19 protein-coding genes and 1 pseudogene are annotated in these 25,094 nt (G+C 68.6%); 11 read left to right on the forward strand and 9 right to left on the reverse strand.

Going from position 1 to position 25,094, the window contains the following annotated elements:
* Both IB228_RS19395 and IB228_RS19400 read right to left on the reverse strand, forming a co-directional pair.
* A complete protein-coding gene (locus IB228_RS19395) occupies nucleotides 1–6,564 on the reverse strand; it encodes an Ig-like domain-containing protein (protein ID WP_192199602.1) in 6,564 nt (2,187 codons plus the stop codon).
* A gap of 100 nt (nucleotides 6,565–6,664) precedes the next feature.
* Nucleotides 6,665–8,824, reverse strand: a complete 2,160-nt coding sequence (locus IB228_RS19400; RefSeq protein ID WP_192199603.1) for a DUF11 domain-containing protein — start codon at nucleotides 8,822–8,824, stop codon at nucleotides 6,665–6,667.
* 352 nt (nucleotides 8,825–9,176) lie between these two features.
* Between IB228_RS19400 and IB228_RS19405 the strand changes: the two genes are divergently transcribed.
* On the forward strand, nucleotides 9,177–9,530 hold the full coding sequence (locus IB228_RS19405; RefSeq protein WP_141455359.1) for a helix-turn-helix transcriptional regulator: 354 nt from the start codon (nucleotides 9,177–9,179) through the stop codon (nucleotides 9,528–9,530).
* Nucleotides 9,531–9,575: 45 nt separating this feature from the next.
* The gene (locus tag IB228_RS19410) at nucleotides 9,576–10,037 is read left to right on the forward strand and encodes an isoprenylcysteine carboxylmethyltransferase family protein (protein WP_192199604.1); all 462 of its coding nucleotides are present in this window, start codon (nucleotides 9,576–9,578) and stop codon (nucleotides 10,035–10,037) included.
* Here IB228_RS19410 and IB228_RS19415 read toward each other — a convergent pair whose 3' ends face one another.
* Entirely contained in the window at nucleotides 10,038–10,379 is a 342-nt protein-coding gene (locus IB228_RS19415; RefSeq protein WP_192199605.1) for a metalloregulator ArsR/SmtB family transcription factor, read from the reverse strand.
* Nucleotides 10,380–10,447: 68 nt separating this feature from the next.
* Here IB228_RS19415 and IB228_RS19420 point away from each other — a divergent pair, with 68 nt between their 5' ends.
* From IB228_RS19420 to IB228_RS19440, 5 genes are all read left to right on the forward strand, one after another.
* Nucleotides 10,448–11,335, forward strand: a complete 888-nt coding sequence (locus IB228_RS19420; RefSeq protein ID WP_192199606.1) for an MBL fold metallo-hydrolase — start codon at nucleotides 10,448–10,450, stop codon at nucleotides 11,333–11,335.
* A gap of 5 nt (nucleotides 11,336–11,340) precedes the next feature.
* Nucleotides 11,341–11,751 (forward strand): YeeE/YedE thiosulfate transporter family protein, encoded by a 411-nt coding sequence (locus tag IB228_RS19425; protein WP_192199607.1) that lies wholly within the window; start codon nucleotides 11,341–11,343, stop codon nucleotides 11,749–11,751.
* On the forward strand, nucleotides 11,748–12,170 hold the full coding sequence (locus IB228_RS19430; RefSeq protein WP_192199608.1) for a DUF6691 family protein: 423 nt from the start codon (nucleotides 11,748–11,750) through the stop codon (nucleotides 12,168–12,170). Before IB228_RS19425 ends, IB228_RS19430 begins: the two co-directional genes overlap by 4 nt.
* Before the next feature lie 108 nt (nucleotides 12,171–12,278).
* The gene (locus tag IB228_RS19435; protein WP_192199609.1) at nucleotides 12,279–12,527 is read left to right on the forward strand and encodes a hypothetical protein; all 249 of its coding nucleotides are present in this window, start codon (nucleotides 12,279–12,281) and stop codon (nucleotides 12,525–12,527) included.
* Between the two features lie 623 nt (nucleotides 12,528–13,150).
* Entirely contained in the window at nucleotides 13,151–13,528 is a 378-nt protein-coding gene (locus tag IB228_RS19440) for a hypothetical protein (RefSeq protein WP_192199610.1), read from the forward strand.
* Between the two features lie 68 nt (nucleotides 13,529–13,596).
* Here IB228_RS19440 and IB228_RS19445 read toward each other — a convergent pair whose 3' ends face one another.
* Nucleotides 13,597–13,947: a hypothetical protein gene (locus tag IB228_RS19445; protein ID WP_183639421.1), complete on the reverse strand. Its 351-nt coding sequence runs from the start codon at nucleotides 13,945–13,947 to the stop codon at nucleotides 13,597–13,599.
* Between the two features lie 162 nt (nucleotides 13,948–14,109).
* Here IB228_RS19445 and IB228_RS19450 point away from each other — a divergent pair, with 162 nt between their 5' ends.
* A complete protein-coding gene (locus IB228_RS19450) occupies nucleotides 14,110–14,922 on the forward strand; it encodes a MipA/OmpV family protein (protein WP_225562559.1) in 813 nt (270 codons plus the stop codon).
* Between the two features lie 93 nt (nucleotides 14,923–15,015).
* Here IB228_RS19450 and IB228_RS19455 read toward each other — a convergent pair whose 3' ends face one another.
* The 5 genes from IB228_RS19455 to IB228_RS19475 form a co-directional block, all read right to left on the reverse strand.
* Nucleotides 15,016–17,292 (reverse strand): GH92 family glycosyl hydrolase, encoded by a 2,277-nt coding sequence (locus IB228_RS19455; protein ID WP_225562578.1) that lies wholly within the window; start codon nucleotides 17,290–17,292, stop codon nucleotides 15,016–15,018.
* A gap of 118 nt (nucleotides 17,293–17,410) precedes the next feature.
* Nucleotides 17,411–18,496, reverse strand: coding sequence for a bifunctional DNA-binding transcriptional regulator/O6-methylguanine-DNA methyltransferase Ada (gene ada / locus IB228_RS19460; protein WP_192199612.1), 1,086 nt, complete (start codon nucleotides 18,494–18,496; stop codon nucleotides 17,411–17,413).
* A 773-nt stretch (nucleotides 18,497–19,269) separates the two neighbouring features.
* The gene (locus IB228_RS19465; RefSeq protein WP_192199613.1) at nucleotides 19,270–19,827 is read right to left on the reverse strand and encodes a flavin reductase family protein; all 558 of its coding nucleotides are present in this window, start codon (nucleotides 19,825–19,827) and stop codon (nucleotides 19,270–19,272) included.
* 125 nt (nucleotides 19,828–19,952) lie between these two features.
* Nucleotides 19,953–20,567, reverse strand: a complete 615-nt coding sequence (locus IB228_RS19470) for a CPBP family intramembrane glutamic endopeptidase (protein ID WP_192199614.1) — start codon at nucleotides 20,565–20,567, stop codon at nucleotides 19,953–19,955.
* Between the two features lie 421 nt (nucleotides 20,568–20,988).
* Nucleotides 20,989–21,906 (reverse strand): LysR substrate-binding domain-containing protein, encoded by a 918-nt coding sequence (locus tag IB228_RS19475; RefSeq protein ID WP_225562560.1) that lies wholly within the window; start codon nucleotides 21,904–21,906, stop codon nucleotides 20,989–20,991.
* Between the two features lie 105 nt (nucleotides 21,907–22,011).
* On the opposite strand from IB228_RS19475, the gene IB228_RS19480 reads away from it, so the two are divergent.
* From IB228_RS19480 to IB228_RS19490, 3 genes and pseudogenes are all read left to right on the forward strand, one after another.
* A complete protein-coding gene (locus tag IB228_RS19480; RefSeq protein ID WP_192199615.1) occupies nucleotides 22,012–23,067 on the forward strand; it encodes a YeiH family protein in 1,056 nt (351 codons plus the stop codon).
* A gap of 113 nt (nucleotides 23,068–23,180) precedes the next feature.
* Nucleotides 23,181–23,687, forward strand: coding sequence for a hypothetical protein (locus tag IB228_RS19485; RefSeq protein WP_192199616.1), 507 nt, complete (start codon nucleotides 23,181–23,183; stop codon nucleotides 23,685–23,687).
* Between the two features lie 10 nt (nucleotides 23,688–23,697).
* Nucleotides 23,698–25,094, forward strand: a pseudogene (locus IB228_RS19490) (methyl-accepting chemotaxis protein); the annotation flags it as partial.

Here is a 25,094-nt window from a genome sequence, read left to right on the forward strand (position 1 = left end):
TCAGCGTCCTTCCCCGCGTGCCGCGGTCGGTGTGGGTGGCCCTGCCTCCACCCGCAGGCGCGAGCGCGCCGTCGGCGAGAGCAGCGCGGCCAGCGCCCCGGCGACCGCCTCGGCGCGATCGCGGCTCAGGCGCAGGTTGTGTTCCTGCGTGCCGCGCGCGTCGGCGTGGCCGGCGATGCTCACGATCACGTCCGGACCGCTTTCTATGCGTTGCGCGATCGCCCGCAGCAACGGCTGGTATTGCGGACGAATGCCGACGCTGTCGGTATCGAACAGCAGGTTGCCCAGGCCGATGTCGCGATCCAGGGTGACCAGTGCCGTGCGCCCATCCACCTGGGTACGCAGTTCGATCGCGGTCGCCTCGCGCAGCTCCGGCGCAAGCCGTGCATCCAGCGCGGCGCGCACCGCGGCGGCGCGATGGAACGCCAACACCAGCCCGTCGGCCTGCGCGGTGATGACCACGCGCCCGCCCCGCCCTTCGCGCAGGCGCCCGGCGATGCGTTCGAACAGCGGTGCGTGCTCGGCCGGAACTTCCGCGCTGCCACTGGCGAAGAACACCTGGCCCAGATCGATCTCCACCTCGCCGGTACCGCCGCCCAGCGGCATGCCCGGTACCTGCACCCCGAAATCGAAGCGCACCGGCACGCCGGGGGTGATGCGCAGGACGCGCGGGTTCTCGGTGGTGAAGCGGCTGCCCGGAGGCAGGGTCGCGGCGTCGACCTTGATCAGGAAATTGCGCCCGCGCGCCCAGCGACCGCCGTCGATGCCGGCCAGATGGAAGCGGCCATGGCGATCGGTCTCGATCAGCAGGCCTTCGACCGTGCCCAGGCGCACCCCGGGCAGGCCGCGTTCGCCTTCGTCCTGGCGGCCGTTGCCGTTGGCGTCGTGGAAGACGCTGCCGATGATCAGGCTGTCGTCCAGCAGGGGATCGCCGGTGACCTCCACGTCGGCGGTGGCCTCGTTGCTCAGCGCGGCGCCTTCGTCGTCGCGGACGATGGCGCGGTTGGTGTGCACGCCCGGACCGACGCCGGCGCCCACCCGCAGCACGTAGATCACGGTCGCGCTGCGGCCCACCGCGATGTCCAGCGCGCCTACCCGCAACGGGCGGGCGTTGGACAGGGAACCGGCGGCGTCGCCATCGATGACCTGAAGCGAGTCGGGCACCATCACGAAGCCCTCGGGCAGGCGATCGAGCAGGCTGACCTGTTCGGCGTCGGCTTCGCCGACGTTGTCGATGCGCAGGGTGTAGCGGACCAGATCGCCGATGCGGGCGGTACGCTGCGCGGCGGTCTTGCTCAGGCGCAGGACCACCGGTTCGGCTTCCACCTCGATCTCGACCGCGGCCTGCGCGCATACCGGCGTGGGCACCGACACATCGCACACGCGGTACTCGAACCGGTCCTGGCCCACGTAGCGCGGCGAGGCCGTATAGGTGCAGACGCCCTGCGCGCAGGTCGCCTGGCCGTGCGCGGGTGCCACCGCGACGACCAGCGAAGCCGGATCCAGCGGTGCGTGGCTGACCGTGTCGTTGGCCAGCACCGGGATGGCGACCGGCGCCTGGCGCGCGCGGGCCTGGTCATCGACCGCGGTGATGACGTTCGCCAGCACGGTGACATTGACGATGGCGGTGTCGCAGTTGGTGGGGACGGCACGTTCGCAGGCGTCGTACTGGAAGCTGTCGGCGCCACTGAAGTAGCCGGTCGGGGTGTAGCTCACGCTGCCATCGGCATTCACCTCCACCGTGCCGTGAGCGGGCGTGGTGAGGTTCTGCACCAGCAGGCGGGTGGCATCGGAGGGGGCACCGGCGTAGCTGTCGTTGGACAGCACCGGTATCACCAGCATCGTTCCCTGCGGGGTCTGCCCGTTGTCGTCGGTCGCCGCGATCACGGTGGCGTTGACGACTATCGTGACGGTGGCGCTGTCGCAGCTGGCGGGATTGATGGCATCGCACAGCGTGTAGGTCAGGGTGTAGCTGCCGCCGGGCGTGCCGGCCGCCACATCGATGCTGCCGTCGGCATTGAGGGTCAGCGGTCCCTGTACCAGCGGCGCGAGGATCACGCCCGGCGGCGCGGCCGCGCCACCATCGTAGTGATCGTTGGCCAGCACGTTGAGCACGCCGGTGGCGGCCACGCCGCCGGGAATCGGAGGCGCGGTGTCGTCCTGCGCATCGATGGCCGGCAAGGCCACCACCAGGCTGGCGGTGGCGCTGTCGCAGTTGGCGGGGTTGAGCCGTTCGCACAGGCGGTACACCACCGAGTAGGTGCCCGCCGGCGTGCGCGGCAACACGGTCACCGCGCCACTTCCGGCCTGCAGCTGCACGCTGGCATGGCTGGTGTTGGTCTGGCTCAGCACGATCTGGGCCGGATCCACCGCCACGCCGTTGAGCAGATCGTTGGTCGCGACGTTGGCGATCGCCTGCCCGCCGGCCACGGATCCCACCGCGGAAGGCGCGGTGTCGTCGACCGCGTCGATGGCCGCGGCCTGTACCTGCACGGTCACCGTGGCCTGGTCGCAGTTGGCGGGATTGAGCACTTCGCACAGGCGATAGGTCACGGTGTAGCTGCCGGCCGGCGTGCCGGCGGCGACGTCCACCTGGCCGTTGGCCTGCACGGTCAGCGCCGGATTGGCGGACAGCACGGTGAACACCACCTCCGCCGGCGGCGCGGTGGCGCCGTCCAGGGTGTCGTTGGCGAGCAGGTTGACCACGCCGGTGCCGCCGGTGAGGCCGTTGACCGGGCCGGCCGGATCATCGATAGCGTCCACCGCCGCGGGATTGACCGTGATCGACGCGGTGGCGCCCGCGCAATTGGCCGGTGCGGCGATCTGGCAGATCGTGTATCCGAGCGTGTAGCTGCCGGCGGGCGTGCCCGCCGCCACCGTCACCGCGCCGCTGGCGGTATCCAGCACGATGCCGGGATGCGACGGCGCGGCCGTCTGGGTGAGCGTGACGGTGGCCGGGGTCGGCGTGGCGCCGCCCAGCTGATCGTTGGCGAGCACGTTGGCGATCGCGGTGCCGCCACCGCGGCCGGCAGCCGAGCCGCTGTCGTTGCCTGCGCTGATCGGCAGCGGGCCGGCGGCCACGGTGACCGTCACCGTGGCGGTATCGCAGATCGACGGTGCCGCGAGCGAGCACAGGGTGTAGGCGAGGGTGTAGCTGCCGGGCGGGGTGTTCGCGGCGACGATCACGTCGCCGTTGGCGCCCAGGCTCAGCGGCGGCGTGGCCGTCGCGCCCACGGTGGCGGTGGCGGTCGACGCGGTGGCGCCATCGACGCTGTCGTTGCCCAGCACGTTGCCGGCCACGCCGCCGCTGCTGCCGTTGGCCAGGGCCAGGCCATCGTCCTGCGCGTCCACGACCACCACCTGCACGCTGATCGCGGCGGTGTCGCAATTGCCCGGATTGGCGGTCTCGCAGATCGTGTAGGTCGCCGTGAGCGTGCCGGCCGGCGCGCCGGGAGCGACCGACAGCGCGCCGCTGGCGTCGACCGCGAGCGGTGCGGCCGCGGTACTGGTCACGGTCACGCTGCCGGGAGCGACGGCGCCGCCGTTGAAGGTGTCGTTGCCCAGCAGGCTGGCGAGGCTGGCGTTGCCGGTGGTGCCGTTCACCACGTAGGGGCCGTCGTCGACCGCATCGATGGCGGCCAATACCTGCACGGTGACCGTCACCTGCGCGCTGTCGCAATTGGAAAGATTGCCGGTTTCGCAGATCTGGTAGCTGGCGTTGTAGATGCCGGCGGCCGTTCCCGCGGCAACCGAGACCACGCCATTGGCGTCGATCGCCAGCGGCGAACTCGCGTTGGGCGTGAACACCACGTTGGCCGGCGTGATCGCGCCGCCGTTGAAACTGTCATTGCCCAGCACGTTGCCCGCGTTGGTGCTGCCGGCGACGCCATCGATCGGCCCGAAACTGTCGTCCACCGCGTTCAGTGCCGCGTCGGCGATCACCGTGACGTCGATGGTGGCGGTATCGCAGATGAACGGATTGGAAACCTGGCAGATCTGGTAGCTGGCGGAATAGGTTCCGGCGGCGGTGCCGGCGGTGACGGTCACGTTGCCGTCCGCGCCAATCGTCAGTTGCGGCGTGTTGGTCGGCGTGAGCGTCACCGCGGTGGTGGCGAAGGGCGCGCCGTCGAGGCGATCGTTGGTCAGGACATTGCCGGCGATGCCGCCGATGCCGCCGTTGACCGGGCCCAGGGCGTCGTCGACCGCATCGAGCGTGCTCACCGCGACCGTCACCGTGGCGGTGTCGCAGTTGGCGGGATTGACCACTTCGCACAGGTCGTAGCTGGCCGAATAGCTGCCGGCCGCGGTCCCGGGGGCCACCGACACGGTGCCGTCGGTACCGATGGTGATCGGCGCCACGTTGTTCGGCGCCACCGTCACCTCGGCGGGCGTGACCGGCGCGCCGTTGAGGGTGTCGTTGTCGCGCACGTTGCCGGCCGCCACGCCGCCGGAGGCGCCATTGACCGGACCGAGCGTGTCGTCGACGGCTATCAGGGTGCCCGCGGCGACGGTGACGGTGATGGTGACGCTGTCGCAGATGGAGGGATTGGCGACCTGGCAGATTTGGTAGCCGCCGCTGATCGGGCCGGCCGGCGTGCCCGGGGCGATGGTGACGCTGCCGTCGGGCGCGATGGTCAGGGCCGGGCCGCCGCTGGTCTGGGTCAGGGTGACGGCGCCGGGCGTGGCAGGCGCGCCGTCGACGAAGTCGTTGTCCAGCACGTTGCCCGCCGGGGTGCCGGCCGGTGCCGGGCCCAGTGCATCGGTCACCGCGTCGATGGTGGAGACCGTCACGCTGACCGTGGCGGTGTCGCAGTTGTCCGGCAGTGCGGCTTCGCAGATTTGATAGCTCGGCGTGTAGGTGCCGGCCGGCGTGTTCGGCGCGACGCTTATCGTGCCATCGGCGGCGATGGTGACCGGCCCCGCATTCGTCGGCGTGAGCACGATGTCGCCCGGCGCCACCGGAGTTCCATCGAGGGTGTCGTTGTCGAGCACGTTGCCGACAGCGGGATTGCCACTGGTGCCGTTGATGCCGCTGTAAGTGTCGTCGTTGGCGACCAGCGCGCCCGGCGCGATCACGCTGATCTGCACGCTGGCGCTGTCGCATACGGTCGGCGGATCCAGGTAGCAGATCGTGTAGGTGGTGGCGTGGGTGCCGGCGGCCGTGCCGGCGGGAACCGTGACGCTGCCGTCTGCGTTGAAGACGATCGCCGCGGTGCTGACACCGGCCAGGCTTACCGTGGCCAGCGAGGCCGGGCTGCTGCCGCCGGCGCTGTCGTTGGCCAGTACGTTGATCAGCGAGGTGGCGCCGGTGGTGCCATTGACCGGACCGGCCGCATCGTCGACGGCATCGATCGCCGCGACCACCCGCACCGTGGCGGTCGCGGTGTCGCAGTTGGCGGGCACCGCGGTTTCGCAGATCTGGTAGGTCGCCGAATAGGTGCCCGGCGCCGCGGCGGGATCCAGCGTGACCGTGCCGTCGCCGGCGATCGTCAGCGGGCCGCTGGGCGTGGAGGTCAGGGTGACCAGCGCCGCAACCACCGGTGCACCGGCGAGGGTGTCGTTGTCCAGCACGTTCGCGGTCAGCGCGATGCTGCCGGCCGCCTGCGCCGGCAGCGCGTCGTCGACCGCGTTGATGGTCGCCGTGGCGTTGACCGTCACCGTGATGGTGGCGCTGTCGCAGTTGCCGGGATTGGCGGTCTCGCAGATCTGGTAGGTGGTGGTGTAGGTGCCGTTCGCAGTGCCCGCAGGCACATCCACCGAGCCGTCCGCGTTGACGATCAGCTGCGCGGTGCTGACCGGCGTGAAAGTGATCTGCGCGGGAATCACCGCCGCGCCGCCGAGGGTGTCGTTGGCCAGCACGTTGACCACGTTGGCCTGGCCGACGATGCCATTTATGGGGCCGGCGCTGTCGGCCACCGCCACGATCGGGCGTGCCGCGACCGGGACCGGCGGGGTGGTGTCGGTGTTGTCGGCGGGATCGGGATCGGTCGTGCCGGCCGGCGGGGTGACGGTGGCGGTGTTCGCACCGATGGTGGACGGCGTGGTCAGCGGCGCGGTGCCGGTGACGTCGACGGTGACGGTGCCCGCGGCCGCGACATCCAGGATGAGCGCGACGTTGCCGGTGCCGCTGCCGGCGCTGCAGGTGGATCCGGCGCTGGCGGTGCAGGTCCAGCTGACGTTGGTCAGTTCGGCGGGAACGGTGTCGGCCAGGCTGGCGCCGAGGGCGGCCGACGGACCGGCGTTGGTGATGGTGATGCGATAGGTGACGGTGCCGCCGGTGACCACCGGCGAAGCGGTCAGCAGGATCTTGTCGACGCCCAGCGCGGCTTCGGCTGCCAGGGTGTTGGTATCGGTGCCGCTGTTGTTGCCTGCCTGCGGGTCGGTCACCGTCGGCGGCAGGGTCACGGTGGCGGTATTGCTGAGGTTCGCCGGATAGGTCTGCGCGAACGCGCTGCCGGCGGCCAGCAACCCGCCCAGCAATGCCACCGCGCCTGCGGCCGCGTGCCTGAATCCGGCACGCGGCGGAATCCGGGTCTTGGAGGGGGTTGGCGCTCGGCTGTCCATACGGCGTTCCTCGCGGTGGCTTGCGGCGCCGGGTGCGCGGGCAAGCGGGTCTTGCGGGTGGATTCGGTGATGCGATGCCGATGGCATCGGGGCGCGGCGGTCAGTACGCCGTGGGGTCGGCGCTGAAGGTGACCGGGACGGTGATCGTCGCGGTGCCCGTCGCATCCAGGCTCACGCTGAGGGTGATGGCCGCATCCCCCTGTGCGCCGCCACTGGCCGGACAGCTGCTGCCCGCGCCGGTGGCCGTGCACGTCCAGGGCGCGGATAGTCGGGCGCCGTCGGGCAGGGTGTCGTTGACCACCACGCCGCTGACCGCATCGGGTCCGGCATTGCTCACGGTGATCACGTAGCTGGCGCTGCCGCCGGGCGTGTAGCTGCCCTGGTTGTCGGTCTTGCTGACCGACACGTCGGCGCGCAGCGCGCGGGTGTTGGTGATCCGGCAGGTGATGCTGACCGGATCGGTACCGGCGGCCGGTGCGGTCAGGCTGAAGCTGGTGCCGCTGCCGGAACTGATCGCCGAGCCGTCCTGATCCGTGCACGCCCAGGTGGTGGTGTAGCTGCTCAGCAGGGTGCCGGTGCCGGCGGTTTCGGCCAGGTCGTAGCTCAGGCCGGGTGTGGTCAGGGCGGGCGTGGTGGCGCCGTTGTTGCCGACGTCGCCGGCGGTCGCCACGGAGGTGCCGGCCTGGGAGATGCTGAGGTTGAAGCGGCCCGGATCGGTGGTCGGCGCGAGGATCTTCGCCAGCGCCAGGGTGGCGACGCAGGATCGCGTCACGCCTTCGACGGTGAAGACCGCGTTGCCGACCCGGATGCCGAGCAGCGCCAGCAGGTTGTCGACCAGTCCGCCGAGCAGCGTGGTCAGCACCGGCTGCAGGATCGGGACGACCGCGCCCTGCAAGGTCGCTTCGACGGTGTCGACGATGGTGTCCAGGATCGGAACCAGCGCCTGCGGCAGGGCGATCACCACCGGCGGCAGCGGGAATGGTGGTATCAGGGTGACGGTCGGGGTTCCGCGGCTGACTTCGATGTCCAGGTTGTTGAGCAGATCCACGATCAGGGTGCCGGCACTGACCGTGCCGCTGCTGGCGGTGCGCGTCTGCGGGTACGGCGCGTTGACGGTGAAGTTGCGCAGCTCCGGCGAACCGGTCGCGGCGGCGCGGCCGGTCACGGTCAGCGGCACCTGCACGTCGATCAGGCCGACGCCGAGGAGATTGAGCCGGAACCCGAGCTGGAGGTTGTTGATGACCACCGGCGAGACATCGGCGTTGGTCACCACCCGGGTGCGGTTGAAGAAGATGCTGTCGGCGATGGTGCCGATGTAGAAATTCACCAGCCCCGGCCGCGCCTGGAAACTCACTGCGCCGGCGACGTAGTCGATGGCGGTGATGGTGCCTTCGGCACGCGCCACGTCGGCATACAGCTGGAGCTTGAGTACGTCGGCGGTCAGGGTGAGGTTGGTCAGGCCCAGGCCGGCCGCGTTGAGCGCGTTGATGATCGCCTGGGTATCGAAGCCCTGCAGTACATCGACGTTCATCTTGATGCGGATGGCGCTGCTGTGGAACGAGGTGCCTTGCGGGCCGCAGACGATCACCGGCGGTTCCACCACCTGCAGCCACAACTGCAGGTTGGCCACGCCGGTCAGGCCCAGCGCCGCGGTGTTGACCGTGATCGGCGTGGGTGTGGTCAGCACGTTGTTGTAGTTGTAGAGCTGCGCCGAACCGGTGATCAGGTCCAGCAGGTCCAGATCGATATCGGCCAGCGATCCCTGCGGCAGGCTGATCTGCAACAGATCGCCCAGCTGGATTTGTCCGGTCAGGCCGGCGACGTTGAGCGGCAGCAGGTTGAGCGCGTTGGCGGCGGCGGTCTGTCCGTCGGCCTGCAATACCTGCACCATCGCCAACTGCAACTGGGCCAGGGTGATGTTGGTGTTCAGTACCTGGCTGGTGTCGCTGATGCCCAGGTTCAGTCCGAGCTGCGTGACCAGCGCATTGAGGTTGATGTCGGCGCCGGCAAGTGCGTTCCAGTCCAGCACCGACAGATTGACGGTGGTTCCCGGCAACAGCGTTTGCAGCAGCAGGTTGAGTACGGGCCCCTGCGTGCTGTCCACCGACACCAGTCGCGGTCCGGCGGAAATGCAGGCGCCGGTGGTGCATCCGGTCTGCGCCTTCAACGGCGCGGGCACGAACGCGATGGCCGTGACGGCCAGCAGGGCGGCCATGGCGATGCGGCGGGCGAAGCGCCGCGCAAACCCCTTCGTATCCATCAAACTACCCCCCGTAGTCGATGTCCAAATCCGTCTGTAAGCGTTTTCTTTTTTGTTGGATTCCGGATTACGCCTGCGGCGATCGATCCGGTGTGCGGACAACGCGACGTGGGTCGTTGATAGATGGGCGCGCTGTCGTTACATTCCCCGGCATCGTTACTAATGCGTGGTCGTCGCGTTGGCAACGCGGGAGGAACGCCATTGCAGTAAGCGCCACTTGCCAGTCACTGCATTTCGCGCCGATGCACCTTGGTGCGAGAGGGGAGGCAAGCGGAACCGGTCAATTTTTGGGCAGTGTCACTTGTGGGGCAGCAGCACTGACTTTTGGTCCCATGCGGGAAAGGAGTTCCTGATGATTCCGATGGCATTGCGCATTCGACGTGCGCGCGTGCTGGCAAACCTGTCGCAGGCGGAGCTCGCGCAGCGCGCGGGCGTAAAGCGGAGCGCGGTCACACAATGGGAGCGCGAGGGGGGCACCCATCCCAGTCTCGAGCATCTGACCCTGATCGCCGTGGCGACCCACGTACCGTTCGAATGGTTGGCGACCGGCCGTGGGGAGGCGGGCAACCATCCGGTGTTCGAAGTGCCGGCGGCGGCGTCCGGCCAGGTGCTGGACGACGTGGAGGCCCGGGTCCTGGTACTGCTGCGCCGGATGCCGGTACGCAAGCGGCAGGCGATCTGCGCGTTGCTGGAAATGCTGGTATAGGGAAGGGCGGCCCCGACCGGGTGCCGCCTGCCCCCCGGAACCCGCATGCTCCGCGTACTGGAAACCCGCGTCCCGCCTCCCGTCGTCCTGTTGCTTGCCGCCGCGTTGATGTGGTGCCTGGCGAACTTGTCGCCCGCCTCGCCGCGTTGGCCTGGCACGGGATGGTTGACGGCCGCGCTGGGCACGGCGGGACTGGCGCTGAACCTGGTGCCGAAGTGGTGGTTCGGCCGCGCCGGCACCACGGTCAACCCGATGCGTCCACAGGCGACAAGCCGCCTGGTGGTCGCCGGACCGTATCGCTTCAGCCGCAATCCGATGTACCTGGGCCACGCGTTGTTGCTGCTGGCCTGGGCCAGCGTGCTCGCCCAGCCGTTCGCGCTGGCCGGCGTGGGGCTCTATCTCGCCTGGATTACCCGGTTCCAGATTCTTCCGGAGGAACGGATGCTCGCCGAGCGGTTTCCCGACGCCTACCCGGCCTATCGCCGGCGGGTCCGGCGCTGGCTGTGATCAGCGGGCGCGGCGCGCGCGCGAGGCGCGGGCGGCCGGAGCGCAATAGGCGTCGTACAGCGCCTGCATGACGCCGAACGCGGGCCCCGGCAAAGGCGAGTAGAGGATCGATTGGGCCACCCTCCGGTTACCGACCAGTCCCGCTTCGCGCAGCACCGCCAGGTGTTGGGACAGCGCCGACATCGACAGCCCGGTCAGGCCCTGCAGATCCGACACGCTTGCCTCGCCTTCCAGCAGCCGGCACATCACCAGCAGGCGGGCGGGGTGCGCCAACGCCTTCAGCAGGCCGGCCGCGTCCTCCGCGTGCCGGGCCATCCGTTGCATGTCATGGGAGGAAGGCATCGGCTTGCACCATATTTAAGGCAATGCTAATTTAGCAAATACTTGAATAAAATTGCAAGGAGCGGGACATGGCCGCCACCGCCATCCATCCACGCGTTGAGAGCTTCTTCCACGCCGACACCAACACCTTCAGCTACGTCGTGTCCGCGGGCGCCGATGGCGGCGCGGCCGTCGTCATCGATCCGGTGCTGGACTACGACGCGGCGAGCGCGCGCACCTCCACCACCTCCGCCGACGCGGTGCTCGGGTACATCCACCAGCATCGCCTGAAGGTCGAATGGATCCTGGAGACCCATGCGCACGCCGACCACCTCAGCGCGGGCGGCTACCTGCGCGATGCGCTGGGCGCGCCGCTGGCGATCGGCCGCGGCATCGTGCAGGTACAGGCCCGCTTCAAGGCGCTGTTCGGGCTGGGCGACGACTTCGTCGCCGATGGCGGTCAGTTCGATCGCCTGCTCCAGGACGGCGACCGCCTGGATGCGGGCGGACTGGACGTGCGTGTCCTCGCCACGCCCGGACATACCGATGACAGCCTCAGCTACCTCATCGGCGATGCCGCCTTCATCGGCGACACGATGTTCGCGCCGGAAACCGGCACCGCGCGGGTCGACTTCCCGGGCGGGGATGCCCGCAAGCTGTACGCCTCGATCCAGAAACTGCTCGCGCTGCCGCCGGAAACGCGCGTGTTCCTGTGCCACGACTATCCCGCCGGGCGCGAACCGCGCGCGGAAAGCAGCGTGGCGGCGCAGCGAGAAGGCAACATCCACGTCGGCAACCGGCGCGGCGAAGACGAGTTCGTCGCCCTGCGCGAAACACGCGACGCCAGCCTGCCGGTACCGCGCCTGATCCTGCCGGCCTTGCAGGTGAACATCCGCGGCGGCCGCCTGCCGGAGACCGATGCCAATGGCATCGCTTATCTGCGCCTGCCGCTCAATCAGCTGGGCCGCCCTTCGTGAGCGGCATGTCCGAGGCATTGCTGGGCGGCGTATTGATCGGTCTCGCCGCCGCGGCGTTGCTGTTCTTCAATGGACGCATCGCCGGCATCAGCGGCATCGTCAATGGCTTGGCAGGGCAGGGCGCGGGCGAGCGGGGCTGGCGGATCGCCTTCCTGCTCGGGCTGGCGGGCGCCGGGGTGCTGGTGATGAAACTGACCGGACAGGTCTCCGTGTCGCCGGCCACGACGCCGGTACTGGTGCTGGCCGGCCTGCTGGTGGGCTTCGGCACCCGGCTTGGCAATGGTTGCACCAGCGGGCACGGCGTGTGCGGGCTGGCGCGGCTGTCGTTGCGCTCGCTGGTGGCGGTGCTGGTGTTCATGGCCGCCGCCGTGTTCACCGTGTTCGTGACCCGGCATCTGGCGGGAGGCGCGGGATGAAACGCTGGTTCGCCGCGCTGCTGGCGGGTGCGTTGTTCGGCGCCGGACTGGCGCTTTCGCGCATGACCGACCCGAACGTCGTGCTCGGCTTCCTGGATGTGGCCGGCGACTTCGATCCGCGCCTGGCGTTCGTGCTGGCGGGTGCGGTTGCCACCACGGGGGTGGCGTTCCGGCTGGTGCTGCGTCGCCGGCGTCCGTTGCTGGCGGATCGTTTCCGCCTGCCGCTGTCGCGCGCGATCGACCGTCCGCTGGTGATCGGCGCGTTGCTGTTCGGCATCGGCTGGGGACTGGCCGGCTACTGTCCCGGTCCGGCGCTCGTCGGCGCGGCCGCGGGCACGGACAGCGCATTGATCTTCATCGCCGCGATGCTGGCGGGCAGCGCCGTGCAGGCGATGACGGCGCGGCGGCGACCGGCGTGACATCGAAAACGTGCCATCGCTGGCACGCTGCTTTGCGCGCGGGTTGTTGCAATGATTGCCCGGCTTCCTAGACTTGGGGATTCCAACCGGTCGATGGATGGCGAAGCGATGAACGATGTGATCCTGCTCTACGGTACCAACGACTTCGAGCGCGAGCGCTGGGACGATCTGCCCGAGCTGGTCGAGCGTCGTGGTCTGGTGCTGTCGCGCAAGGCCGGACCGCGCACGCCGCTGCCGACCGACCATGAATGGGATCCGGTCTCGATCTACGCCTCCGACGATCTGACCGAGGAGGAGTTCCAGGAACTGTACGAGGCCAACCGCGTGCACGTCACCGAGCTGAACCTCAAGTACTGAATCCCGCGCCGGTTCAGGCCCTGGGCTTGAGCTGGTGCAGCAGGACCGAATTGCCTTCGCTGTCCTACACACCGCCATCCGGCAGAACGGACTGTGGATGATGTCGCTGCGGAACGGCACGCCGCGATCCTTCAGCTGCCGCATCAGGTCCTCCAGATCCTCCACTTCGAACGCGATCGTGCCGCCCGCGGTCGCGCTGGGCCGGTCCTCGATGAAATGGGTCAGCGCCAGGCAACCGCCGCCCGGCAGATCGTATTCCACCCAGTACTTGTCGCCCTGATTGCCGACCGAACCGGCACGCAGGCCCAGTGCGTTCTAGTAGACGTCGCGGGCACGCGGCACGTCGCGGACGGGATACATGGTGAACGCCACGTTCTTCAGCACGGGAGGCTCCTGTCGATGTCGGCTGTTGGTGATGGAAAGCCGTCGATGAACATGTGGAGTCCGACGCCACGATACGGGTACCGGGCTCATCCGCGAACAGCGTCACGCAAGGCGCGTGCATTTCCGACGAACGGTCTCGCCGGCGTCCGTTTTTTCGGCGTCGAATGCGTTGTTTCTGCTGATGCTGTCATGTTGGACGCGGATATTGGGGGTGTCCGCCGGAGAAAGGAGGCAGAAGGATGCTGTTGCAGGGACTCACCCCGGAAAGCAAGTGCGAAGTCATCGACGTCGAGGCCGAGCTGCAGCGGTGGCAGCATTGCGGCCCGATGGCCGGCCACCGCGATCGGGCGTTCAGGCGTTTCGAGCCGACGTTCCGTTTCGCCTACGATCTTTATCTGCAGTGGCATCGCGAACCGCTCGACGCATTGGCCGATCGCATCGAAGGCGCCTACGAACGCCAGTTGCCACCCTGCGACCGCCTGGATCGCGAGACCGTGATGACGATCGTGGCCGCGGTGTGGGAACGCATGGGAGGACGGCTCCAGGCCTGCCGTGTTCCCGCCACCGCGCGCCCGCGTTCCCGGCCGGAGACGCGCCAGCCACCGCCGCCGGCCTGAACGCGTCGGCAAGGGACGGCAAGAAAAAAGGGAAGGCCGGAAGAGAAGGAACGTCTCCTCCGCGCCTCCTATCGGGACAGCCAGCGCCAGGTTTCGTGGATCAACATGCGCGCCACCGGCCACGCCGCGGCGGGCGGGCTGGGCAGGCGGTCCCATTGCGCTTCCAGATCATCGTCGGTCGCCGGGTCGGTGCGTCCGGCGTGACTGGCATGCGTGGCCAGTCCAAGCGCGTACGCGCGACATGCGTCGTGCCAGTCCAGATCCGGATGCAGGCGTATCCGCCGCTGGAAGTCCTCGCGGCTGAAGGCTTCGAAATCCTCGGGAATGTCGGGCGGCTCATCGAAGGCGAGGCAGGCGGCGACCTGCTGGCTCGCGCGCTCCAGGCTGGCGGGGCCGTACGGACTGCGGAGGTATTCCATGAGGGGACTCCGTCGGGTTTGCACCGATTGTCGATCCGGCTGGCATGACCGTTTCGTGAAAGGCCGGACGGATGAGCAGCATTCGTCTTAAAGCCCGATTAAAACGGGTGTGCCTATCGTGCGCCTCCCGCGTGCCCCCACGCCTTCCCCGCAGGAGTCTTCATGTCGTCCGTCCGCCCCCTGGTCTGCCTGGGTCTGCTTGTCTGCGCCGCCGCGCCCGTGTCCGCGCAGGTCGTGTCCGAATCCAATCGCGAAGCCGGACAAGCCTCGGCGTCACATTGGCGCATCGGCCTGGCGGTCGCCAGCCGCGAAGGCATCTACGCCGGCGAGGACGACCGGACGCTGGTGTTCCCCAATGTGTCGTACGAAGGCGAGCGCTTCTTCTGGCGTGGCGCGCAGGCCGGCTTGCATCTGTTCTCGCGCGGAGGTTTCGTGCTGGACGGCTATGTCGCCGGGCGCCTGGACGGCGTGGACGCCGATGACTTCGGCGTTACGGAACTGGCCGAGCGCGGTATCGACCGTCGCCTGCTGGAGGACCGCGACGATGCCGCGGACGTGGGCATGAGCGCGCGTTGGCGCGGTGCGGCCGGCGAACTGGAACTGGATGCGCGCGCCGACGTGACCAGCACCAGCGAAGGCCAGCAGGCCTCGATCACCTACCGCTACCCATTCAGGGCCGGCGGCTGGCAGCTCACGCCCGGCGTGGGCGTGCGCTGGCTGTCCTCGGATCTGGCCGACTACTACTACGGCACCCTCGACGAGGAAATCGCCCGCGGCGTGGTGCGCTACCGTCCCGGCAGCGTCACCGTGCCCACCGCCAGCCTGATTCTGATGCGTCCGTTCGCGGAAAAATGGCTGTTCATCGCCAGCGCCGAATACCGCCGGTTGCCATCGGCGCTTCGCGACAGTCCGCTGGTCGAACGCGACACGGATGGCGGCGCCACCGTGATGGTCGGTTTTTCACGCGGGTTCTGATTCCGTGGACATGGGCGCGGATTTCCGCGCCGGCAGGGAAGGGGACGCATATCGCGTCCCCTTCGCATCCCCTGCGCGTTCCAGATGCTTCCTTCAGCGGCTCATCGAATAGGGACGCGCGTCGCGTCCCCATGCGCGGTTCGGCTCGGCCTGCATCGTGAAGCGCAACTCGCCGCCGGCCAGGATTTCGGCGTGCTCCAGATAGGCGCGGTCCAGCGGCTTGCCGTTGAGGATCGCGCCGCCGATGTAGGGATGCGCTTCGTCCAGGCCCTCGGCGATCACGGTGAAGCGCTTGCCGTTGGGCAGGTTGAGGCTGGCGCGTGGCAGGAACGGCCGCCCGATGACGTACTGGTTGCTGGCCGGCGCGACCGGATAGAAACCCAGCGCGGTGAACACGTACCACGCCGACATCTGGCCCAGATCGTCGTTGCCGGCCAGGCCGTCCGGACGCGGTGCGTACTGGCTGGCCATGATCGCGCCCAGCCGCGCCTGGGTGCGCCAGGGCTGGCCGGCGTGCGCGTACAGGTAGGCGACGTGATGGCTGGGTTCGTTGCCGTGCGCGTACCAGCCGATCAACCCGGTGATGTCTTCCATGTGGGCGAAGATCTTCGGATCCACCTTGGCCTCGAACACCTGGTCCAGCCGCGCCAGCAGCTTGTCCTCGCCGCCGTGCGCCCGCGCCAGTCCGGCCACGTCCTGCGGCACGTACCAGGAGTACTGCCAGGCATTGCCCTCGGTGTAGTCGGTGCCGTAGCCGCTGGCGGATGGATCGAAGGGCTCGCGGAACGCGCCGTCGCGCTTGCGCGCGCGCATGAAGCCGGTGGCGGGATCGAAGGCATGCTTCCAGTTGGCCGCACGGCGGCTGAAGTCGGCCGCGACGTCCTGGCGTCCCATCGCCTCGGCCACCTGCGCGATGGTCCAGTCGTCGAACGCGTATTCAAGGGTCTTGGAGGCGGCCTCGCCTTCCTCGTCGATCGGCACGTAGCCGAGTTCGCGGTACTGTGCGATGCCGTCGTAGGGTCCGTAGTTGGCGCTGGCGACCATCGCCTCCAGCGCCTCGTTGGCGTCGTAGCCGCGTATGCCCTTCATGTAGGCGTCGGCGATCACCGGCACGGCGTGGTAGCCGATCATGCACCACGTCTCCTGGCCGTGGAACGCCCATACCGGCAGCACGCCATAGGGGCTGTGCCGGCGCGCGGCCAACAGCGACTGCACGAAGTCGTTGGTGCGCTGCTCCGGCTGCACCAGGGTCAGCAACGGATGCAGCGCGCGGTAGGTATCCCACAGCGAGAAGGTCGAGTAGTGGGTGAAGCCCTTGGCCTGGTGCACCGCATTGTCCGGTCCGCGGTAGCTTCCGTCGCTGTCCATGAACAGGGTCGGCCCCAGCAGCGTGTGGTACAGCGCGGTGTAGAAGCTGCGCCGCTGCGGTTCCGGCGCGTCCACGTCGATCGCGCCCAGCGCCTGCGTCCACTGCCGGCGCGCGTCGGCGCGCACGCCGTCGAAGTCCCAGCCCGGCACTTCGGCGTCGAGATTGGCGATGGCGTTGTCCTCGCTGACCGGGGAGATCGCGACCTTGACCAGCAACGGTTCCCGCGCATCGGCGAAATCGAACGCCGCCACGATCTGCCGGCCCTCGATTTGCGCGCGCTGGCGCGGATCCTTCTCGCCTGGCGGCGGGAAGCCCTTGTAGGCGACGTCCTGCTCGGTGTCGTGCAGTTGCCTGCCCTGGATGGGCCGCGAGAAGCGCAGCGCGAAATACAGTTGCCGCCCCGGCGCCCAGCCGCGGGTCTCGCGGAAGCCGGTGACGGTGCCGTCCGGGCGCAGGCGCAATCGCGACCACAGCACCTTGCCCGGATAGTCGTACAGGCTGGTGCGCAGGTCGATCAGCACGTGCGCGGGCTTGCCGCGCGGAAAGCTGTAGCGGTGCACGCCGACCCGCGCGGTGGCGGTGAGCTCGGCGCGCACGCCGTAGTCGTCGAGGGTGACCGCGTAGTAGCCGGGCTGCGCGGTTTCGTCGTCGTGGCGGAAGCGCGAGGTGTAGCCGCTGCCGGGCTGGTCGGGATTGCCGCGCTCCAGCTTCACCTCGCCGCTGATCGGCATCAGCAGGACGTCGCCGAGGTCCGAATGGCCGGTGCCGGAGAAGTGGGTGTGCGAGAAGCCGACGATGGTGCGATCGTCGTGGCGATAACCGGCGGCCCAGCCGTAGGCGTCCTTGCGTGGCTGGATGCGGGTATCGGGACTGAGCTGGACCATCCCGAACGGAACGGTGGCACCGGGATAGGTATGGCCCTCGCCGCCGGTGCCGATGAACGGGTCGACGTCGGCGTAGGCGCGTTCGCCCGGATTGTCCGCCAGCAGCGGCGCCGCCATCAGCCAGAGACACATCGCCCCTGCGGCGCGCTTCCACGTCTTGCGCATGCCCGTCCCAACGTCGTCATGGAGAGGCGGGGAACGTAGCACGCCGCGCCGGCAACGCACCGGTATCCGGTCACGCCGCGCCTTCGCGCCGCAGCAGTTCGCGCTTGCGATCCACGCCCCAGCGGTAGCCCGACAGCGCACCGTCGCTGCGGACCACGCGGTGGCAGGGAATGGCCACCGCCAGGTGGTTGGCGCCGCAGGCCTGCGCCACCGCGCGCACCGCCCGCGGCATGCCGATGCGCTGGGCGATCTCGGCGTAGCTGGCGGTACTGCCGGGCGGAATCTGCCGCAGCGCCTGCCACACCCGTTCCTGGAAGGCGGTGCCGCGCACGTCCAGCGGCAGGTCCAGGCCGATGCCGGGCGCCTCGACGAAGCCGACCACCCGCGCGACCCAATCCTCGAAGCCCGCGTCGCCGCCGATCAGGTGCGCGCGCGGGAACTGATCCTGCAGGTCCCGCACCAGCGCTTCCGGATCCTCGCCCAGCAGGATCGCGCAGACCCCGCGCTCGCTGCGCGCGACCAGGATCGCGCCCAGCGAGCACTGGCCGATGGCGAAGCGGATGTCGGTATTGGCGCCGCCGGCGCGCCAGTCCTTCGGGCGCATGCCCAGGCGCTGGTTGGAGGTTTCGTAGAAGCGGCTGTTGGAACCGAAGCCGGCGTCGAAGATCGCGTCGGTGATGGTGGCGTCGCCTTCCAGTCCCTCGCGCATGCGGCGCGCGCGCTGCGCCTGCGCGTAGGCTTTCGGGGTCACGCCAGTGATGGCCTTGAACACGCGATGGAAGTGGTAGGGGCTCATCCCCGCGGTTTCGGCCAATTGCGCCAGCGAGGGCGGCTCGTCGGTGTTCTCCAATTGCCGGCAGGCATGCGCCACCCGTTCCGCGTGCTGGCGGGCCAGCGCCGCGCGATCGGCGGCGGCGCGACGGTTGGCGCGGTAGCCGGCGGCCTCGGCCGCTTCGGGAGTATCGAAGAACACCACGTTCTCCGGCCGCGGCAGGCGCGACGGGCTGCTGGGATGGCACCAGACGCCGGTGGTCTTCACCGCGTACACGAAGCGGCCATCGGCGGCCGGATCCCGTGCCCGCAGCGCGGCCCAGCGCGGGTCGTCCTGGATGGCGGTGGCGGCGGTACGCGGGCGGGAAGGGGAGGATGCGTTCATGGCGGAAAGGCTCGTCGTGGGGGACGACGCCATCTTGGTTCCCGCCAGCCTAGCCCACACTCCGCGCCTTGCGATCAAATTCGGGCGTGAAGGGGGTATTCGTGCGTCGTCTGGCAGTCCGGTCGTTTCGCCCCCACCCCAGCCCTCCCCCGCGGGCGGGGGAGGGGGCAGTGTCCGTGCGTTGTTCAGAAATTCGCAACGTTGGAATGTATCCGCGAGCTACACACCGCCACCGCAAGTTGAAGATTCTCCCGAACCCGGAAACGCCCCTTCCCCCGCTTGCGGGGGAAGGCTGGGATGGGGGGCGCTTTCAGCGGCGAAGCAGCAGTGACGTTTCGCACCCCAGCCCTCCCCCGCGGGCGGGGGAGGGGGCAGTGTCCGTGCGTTGTTCAGCAATTCGCAACGTTGGAATGCATCCGCGAGCCACGCACCGCCACCGCAAGTTGAAGACTCTCCCGAACCCGGAAACCGCCCCTTCCCCCGCTTGCGGGAGAAGGCTGGGATGGGGGGCGCTTTCAGCGGCGAAGCAGCAGTGACGTTTCGCACCCCGGCCCTCCCCCGCGGGCGGGGGAGGGGGCAGTGTCCGTGCGTTCGCAACGTTGGAATGCATCCGCGAGCTACGCACCGCCACCGCAAGTTGAAGACTCTCCCGAACCCGGAAACCGCCCCTTCCCCCGCTTGCGGGGGAAGGCTGGGATGGGGGCCGCCTTCTGCGGCGGAACCACGACGCGGCGATCTCCCGCACCACTCCAGCTCGCCTCCGTGAGCGGGGTTCACAAGTTTTCCGGGCGGAAGGCCCGTCGGCGGCTGATCGTGCGCCCGGAGATCATGAACTCGCCGTTGCCGCGGTAGTGCACGGTCTCGGGCAGGCGCGGGGAAATGGCGACATGCGCCGCAACCACTTCCCAGATGAACAGGTGATAGGCGTCGGTCTGGCGCTGCTCGTACAGCCGGCACTCGAAGTTCGCATGGCACTCGCGGATCAGCGGGGCGCCAACCTGGCTCGCGCGGGCGGCGGTAAGCCCGAAGCGTTCGAACTTGTCCACCTGCGCGCCGCTGCAGTTGCCGATGCCGACCACCGCGTCCAGCAGATGCGAGCCGGGCAGGTTGATCACGCATTCGCGGCTGCGCCGGACCAATCCGTAGGTATGGTTGCCGCGCCAGAGATAACAGGCGAACAGCGCCGGCTCGAAGCCCATCATCATGTGCCAGCCCATCGTCATGATGTTGCGCTGGCCGCCGTGGGCCGAGCTCACCAGCACCACCGGACCGGGTTCGAGGAAACGGCGGATGTCGTCCAGCGGATAGGCGCGCTTGCGGGGAATCTTCATCGCGTATGCCAGTGGAAACTGCCGATGGATTGCAGCATGCCGCCGTGCAGACGCGATGAAGAGCGGGCTTAAGCACAGCGGCTTCACTCGCCCGGCAACCGCTCCAGGAACGCTTCCAGCGCCAATCAGCCGGACAGTCCCAAGCCGCCGGTCAAATACCACAGAAGAATCAGAATGTTGCAAATTCCATGGGCGATGGCTCGTTGAACGCTTGTCATGTTCAGCCGGAGCGCGCAGAAGCAAAGCAGAAGCGAGGCGAAACAAGCCCACAGCATGGAATTCGCATGGAAGAGCCCGAATGCGGCGGAGGTCACGAGTGATGATGCGAACCGGCCCACGAGACGCGACAGTCCGTCGAGCATCAACTGACGGACCACCTTCTCCTCGAACAGGGGAGCAGCGACCCCGGCGGTCAGGACGCCCAGGGCAATGTCCACAGCCGAAAAATCCGTCGCGGCCGGGAATTTCGTGTTGCCAAGGTTGGGCAAACCGACGGCGAGGATCCAGACGGCGCCCAACAGGCTCCCGGTGAAAATGCTGAAGAGCAGCGGTGTGATTCCCGATTGGTTCGCCAAGCGCTCGGGATAGCACTTCATCAGTACCAGAAACAGGGCAATCTGTTGAATCGCGTCCGCACCACGGATTTCGAACCGTGCTCCCAGCTCGGACAGGCCGCCGGCCAGCAGCGTGGCCAGCATGGCGACGCCGATTTCACCCAGCGCAAGCGATTTCTTGTTCATCGGGGGAGAAAGTCCGGGGTGCTTTCGCACCCCGGGAACCCGTTTTTATTTCTGGGACAACCGATAGAAGTGGAGGCGCATAAGGACGCCCGGGAAGGCGAAGGGGCTGGCCGCGAGGAGGTTCCATGCCCCTCGCGCCGCGCTGCGCCAATCGCTGAGCGTTCCTTCGCATGACACACCGGAAGGAAAGCCCACCGAGCAATTCAGTTCGCCTCCGCTTACCGCTGCAATCTCGCTTGCCTGTAGTTCACGCATTGGGGACTTCTTCTTGACTCGATTTGGCTGGAGGATTCAGTCGTCCTCTTTTCGCGAACAACGCACAAGAAGCCAATAAGACATTTCCGAAAGCCAGGTTTCGGCGACATTCCTGCGTGGGAGAATGGATTGCAGCGAACCGCGGCCGGACGATGCCGTGTCTGCCCTACGCGCCCGGCAACCGCTCCAGGAACGCTTCCAGCGCCGGCGAGCGACGCCGGTTGAGCAGTTCCAGCCGGTACAGCCGGCGGCTCAGCGCGGCCTGGCCGTCCAGCGACAACGTGCGGACGCGGCGCATCGCGATCAGATCCTCCACCACCACCGAGGGCAGGATGGCGACGCCGGCACCGGCCGCCACCGCGCGGGCGATGGCCTCGTTGCTGCCGATCTCCACCTGGTGCTTCGGGGTGATGCCGTGCGCGTGCAGCAGCCGTTCGGCCACACGCCGGGTGCCTGAGCCTTCCTCGCGCAGCAGCCAGGTCTGTTCGCTCAGGCTGGTGGCGGTCGCGAGCCGGCTGCCGCTGCCGGCCAGATCGTCGGGCGCGATGACCACCAGCGCTTCCTCGCGCCAGACCCGCCGCTCGATGCGCGGGTCGTCGACCGGTCCCTCGACGAACGCGGCATCCACCGTGCAGTCGATGATCGCCTGGGCGATCTGGGCGGTGTTGGCGACCATTACCTGGGTGCGGATGTCCGGATGCCGACGGGCGTAGCCGGCGACGTGCACCGGCAGCCAGTACCCGGCGACCGTGGTGCTGGCGCCGATGCGCAGCTCGCCCTTGCGCAGGCCGACCCGCTCGCGGACGTCCTCCAGCGCGATGCGCTCCATCGCGAAGATGCCGCGCGCGTGCTCGTACAGCACCTGGCCGCCTTCGGTGAGGCGGATGCCGCGCATGCCGCGGGCGCCGCCGGGGCCGCGATCGATCAGCGGCAGTTCGAGCTGGTGTTCCAGCTCGCGCACCGCCTTGGACACCGCCGACTGGGTGATGAACATCGTCTCGGCCGCGCGCGAGAAGCCCTGCTGCTCGACGACCGTGGCGAATACCCGCAGGAGGTGGAGATTAATTGAATGAGGAATATTCATGCATGAGGGAATTATATGCATTGGACTCATCCAATGGCCGGGACTAAGGTGCCGTCCGTCGGCGGGAATGTCCCGCCCGCGCCTCCGTTTTTCCCGGGTTTTCCGATGTCCAGCCAGTCCGTGTCTTCCGTGTCGCTCCCTCCGCATCGCCAGTCCGGCTGGTGGCTGGGCCTTGGCCTGGCGGCACTGCTCGCGGCCGTTGGCCTGTGGCTGGCGAGCCTGCCGACCGTGCAGGGCTGGGGCATCAGCGCGTTGACCGCCGCGATCCTGCTGGGCATCGTCGCCGGCAACACGGTGTTCCCGCGCATCGCCGCGCGCACCGCGCCGGGCGTGGATTTCGCCAAGAGCACCCTGCTGCGGCTGGGCATCGTGCTGTATGGCTTCCGGGTGACCGTGCAGGACATCGCCCAGGTCGGCATGGCCGGGCTGGTGATCGACGTGATCGTGGTGGCCTCGGTGTTCCTGCTGGCGGTGTGGCTGGGCACGCGCCTGTTCAAGCTGGATCGCGAGACCTCGATGCTGATCGGCGCGGGCAGCGCGATCTGCGGCGCCGCCGCGGTGATGGCGGCCGAGCCGGTGGTCAAGGCGCAGCCGCACAAGGTGGCGGTCGCGGTGGCGACGGTGGTGGTGTTCGGCACCGTGGGGATGTTCCTGTATCCGGCGCTGTATCCGCACCTGGGCATCGATGCGCACGCCTATGGCGTCTACGCCGGATCGACCATCCATGAAGTCGCGCAGGTCGTGGTCGCCGGCAAGGCGATCAGTGAATCCGCCGCGTCGGTGGCGGTGATCGAGAAGATGATCCGGGTGATGCTGCTGGCGCCGTTCCTGCTGATCCTGTCCGCGCGCCTGGGCGCGGAAGCCGGCGCCGATGCCAACGGCGCACGGCCGAAGCTGATGATTCCCTGGTTCGCGGTGATGTTCATCGTGGTCAGCCTGTTCAACTCGCTGCACCTGCTGCCGACCGCGTGGGTGGCGGTGATCGTGCAGCTGGATACCGTGCTGCTGGCGACCGCGATGGCCGCGCTGGGCCTGCGCACCCATGCCGGCGCCATCCGCCAGGCCGGGGTCAAGCCGCTGCTGCTGGCGCTGAGCCTGTTCGCGTTCCTGCTGCTGGGCGGCGGCGCGATCAACTGGCTGGTGATGCGCCTGTTCAGTTGAGTTTCGTCGTGGCGGCGGCGCGGAGGTAATAAAGATTCCGGTCGCGAAGCCGATAGGTGGGGTCTGGGACCAATGCCGGACGAACCATTGACGCCCTGGGGAGAGGGCCCGCAATGGAATCCACTGCCGCACCACCGCGAAGGATCGCACCCGCCTGGATAGGGCCGGGCCTGCTCGTGCTCTGGCTGGGCGCGATGGTGCCCGCGCTGGCCCGGCTCGAAACTGGCGCCGTGCGTGCCTCGCCGGTCTCCGAAGCCGATGCCCTGCTCACCGCGCTGCGCGGACAGGTGGACCTCGAACGCCATCACGGTGCCGCGGTGGTCTTCCACTTGCCCGTGGCGTGCACCTGCGACGACCGCGAAGACACCCGCCAGGTGCGGGACGCGCTGCGCGCGCGGGGCATCCGCTGGGTTGAACTGGCCGGCGTCGCCAGCACGGATCTGCCCCATTCCCTGATCGCCCTGGATGCCGAGGGCCGGCTGCGCTACGCCGGCCCGATGCGTCCGGATGGACTGTGCGCCGGCACCGCGACCGCGCCGTTGGCGACCCGCTACCTGTCTTTCCACCGCGAAGACGCGCCGCGCGCGCTCGTCAGCGGATCCCGTTGCCCGTGCAGATAAGGAGAATCGCATGTCCGCCCAACCGCATTCACTTCGAAACGATGGCGGCCTCGTTGGTCGCGAACGCTACGCCTACCTGGAGGAACTGGCGGCCGATGCCGACCGCATCTTCCTGTGGTTGGTGGCCACCTTGGGTGTCGCCACGCTGCTGCTGGCGCTGCGCAATGGCCAGTGGATGCCGGTTTTCGCGGTCGCGCTGCCGAGCGTCGCGGTCGCCGCGTTGCAGGCCCGCCTGTTTCCGGGCACGCGGCTGAGCCGGGTTACCCTGGCGCTGGTGCTGATGGTGCTGTCCGCGGTGCTGATCCACCAGTCCGGCGGCATGGTCGAGGCGCATTTCGGCGTGATCCTGATGATCGCGCTGCTGCTGTACTACCGCGACTGGGTGCCGATCGTGGTCGCGGCAGCGGCCATCGCCGTGCATCACGTGGCGTTCTTCTTCATGCAGCAGGCCGGCTGGCCGGTGCCGGTGTTCCCGGCGGGCAGCGGCTTTGGCATCGTGCTGCTGCACGCGGCCTACGTGGTGGTGGAAACCGTGCTGCTGGTGATCATGGCCGTGCAGTTGCGGCGCCAGTTGCTGTGGCTGGGCTACGGGCCGCGCCGGCTGACGACGCTCGCTCGCGAGGTGGCGGCGGACAAACCCGTGCCGGAGGAAATCGCCCGGATGGACTTCCCGCCGGCGTCGCTGGCGACCGCGCTGGTGTCGATGAGCGGCCAGCTGCAACAGCGCCTGCATCACGAGCGCACGGCCGGGCAGGAGAACCTGCGCATCCGCACCGCGCTGGACGGGGTGACCACCCACGTGATGATCGCCGACGCCGATCGCAACATCGTCTACGCCAACCGGCCGCTGCTGGCGATGCTGTCGCAGGTGGAGGAACAGATCCGCCGCGATGTGCCGCGTTTCGACGTGGCCACCCTGATCGGCAGCAGCATCGACATCTTCCACAAGCATCCGGAGCACCAGTCACGCCTGCTCGCGGAACTGCGCGGCACCCACCAGGCCCAGATCCGGGTGGGCGGGCGGGTCATGCGCTTGATCATCAATCCGGTGGTGGACGACGCCGGCCGGCGCCTCGGCTTCGTGGTCGAGTGGTCCGACCGTACCGCCGAGGTGGAAGTCGAGGAGGAAATGACCCGCATCGTGCAGGCCGCCGCGTCCGGCGACATGAGCGGACGCATCGGCACCACCGGCAAGCAGGGGTTCTTCCTGACCCTGTCCGAACGCATCAACGGGTTGCTGGACGCGAACGCGCTGGTTCTGGATCGGGTGTCCACGCTGCTGTCCGCGCTCTCGCAGGGCGACCTGACGGTGCGGATGGAAGGGGATTTCCACGGCGTGTTCGCCCGCATGCGCGATGACGCCAACGCCACCGTCGCCCAGCTCACCGACATCGTCTCCCGGATTCA

It is taken from the genome of Pseudoxanthomonas sp. PXM04 (genome assembly GCF_014851695.1).
GTDB lineage: Bacteria > Pseudomonadota > Gammaproteobacteria > Xanthomonadales > Xanthomonadaceae > Pseudoxanthomonas_A > Pseudoxanthomonas_A beigongshangi.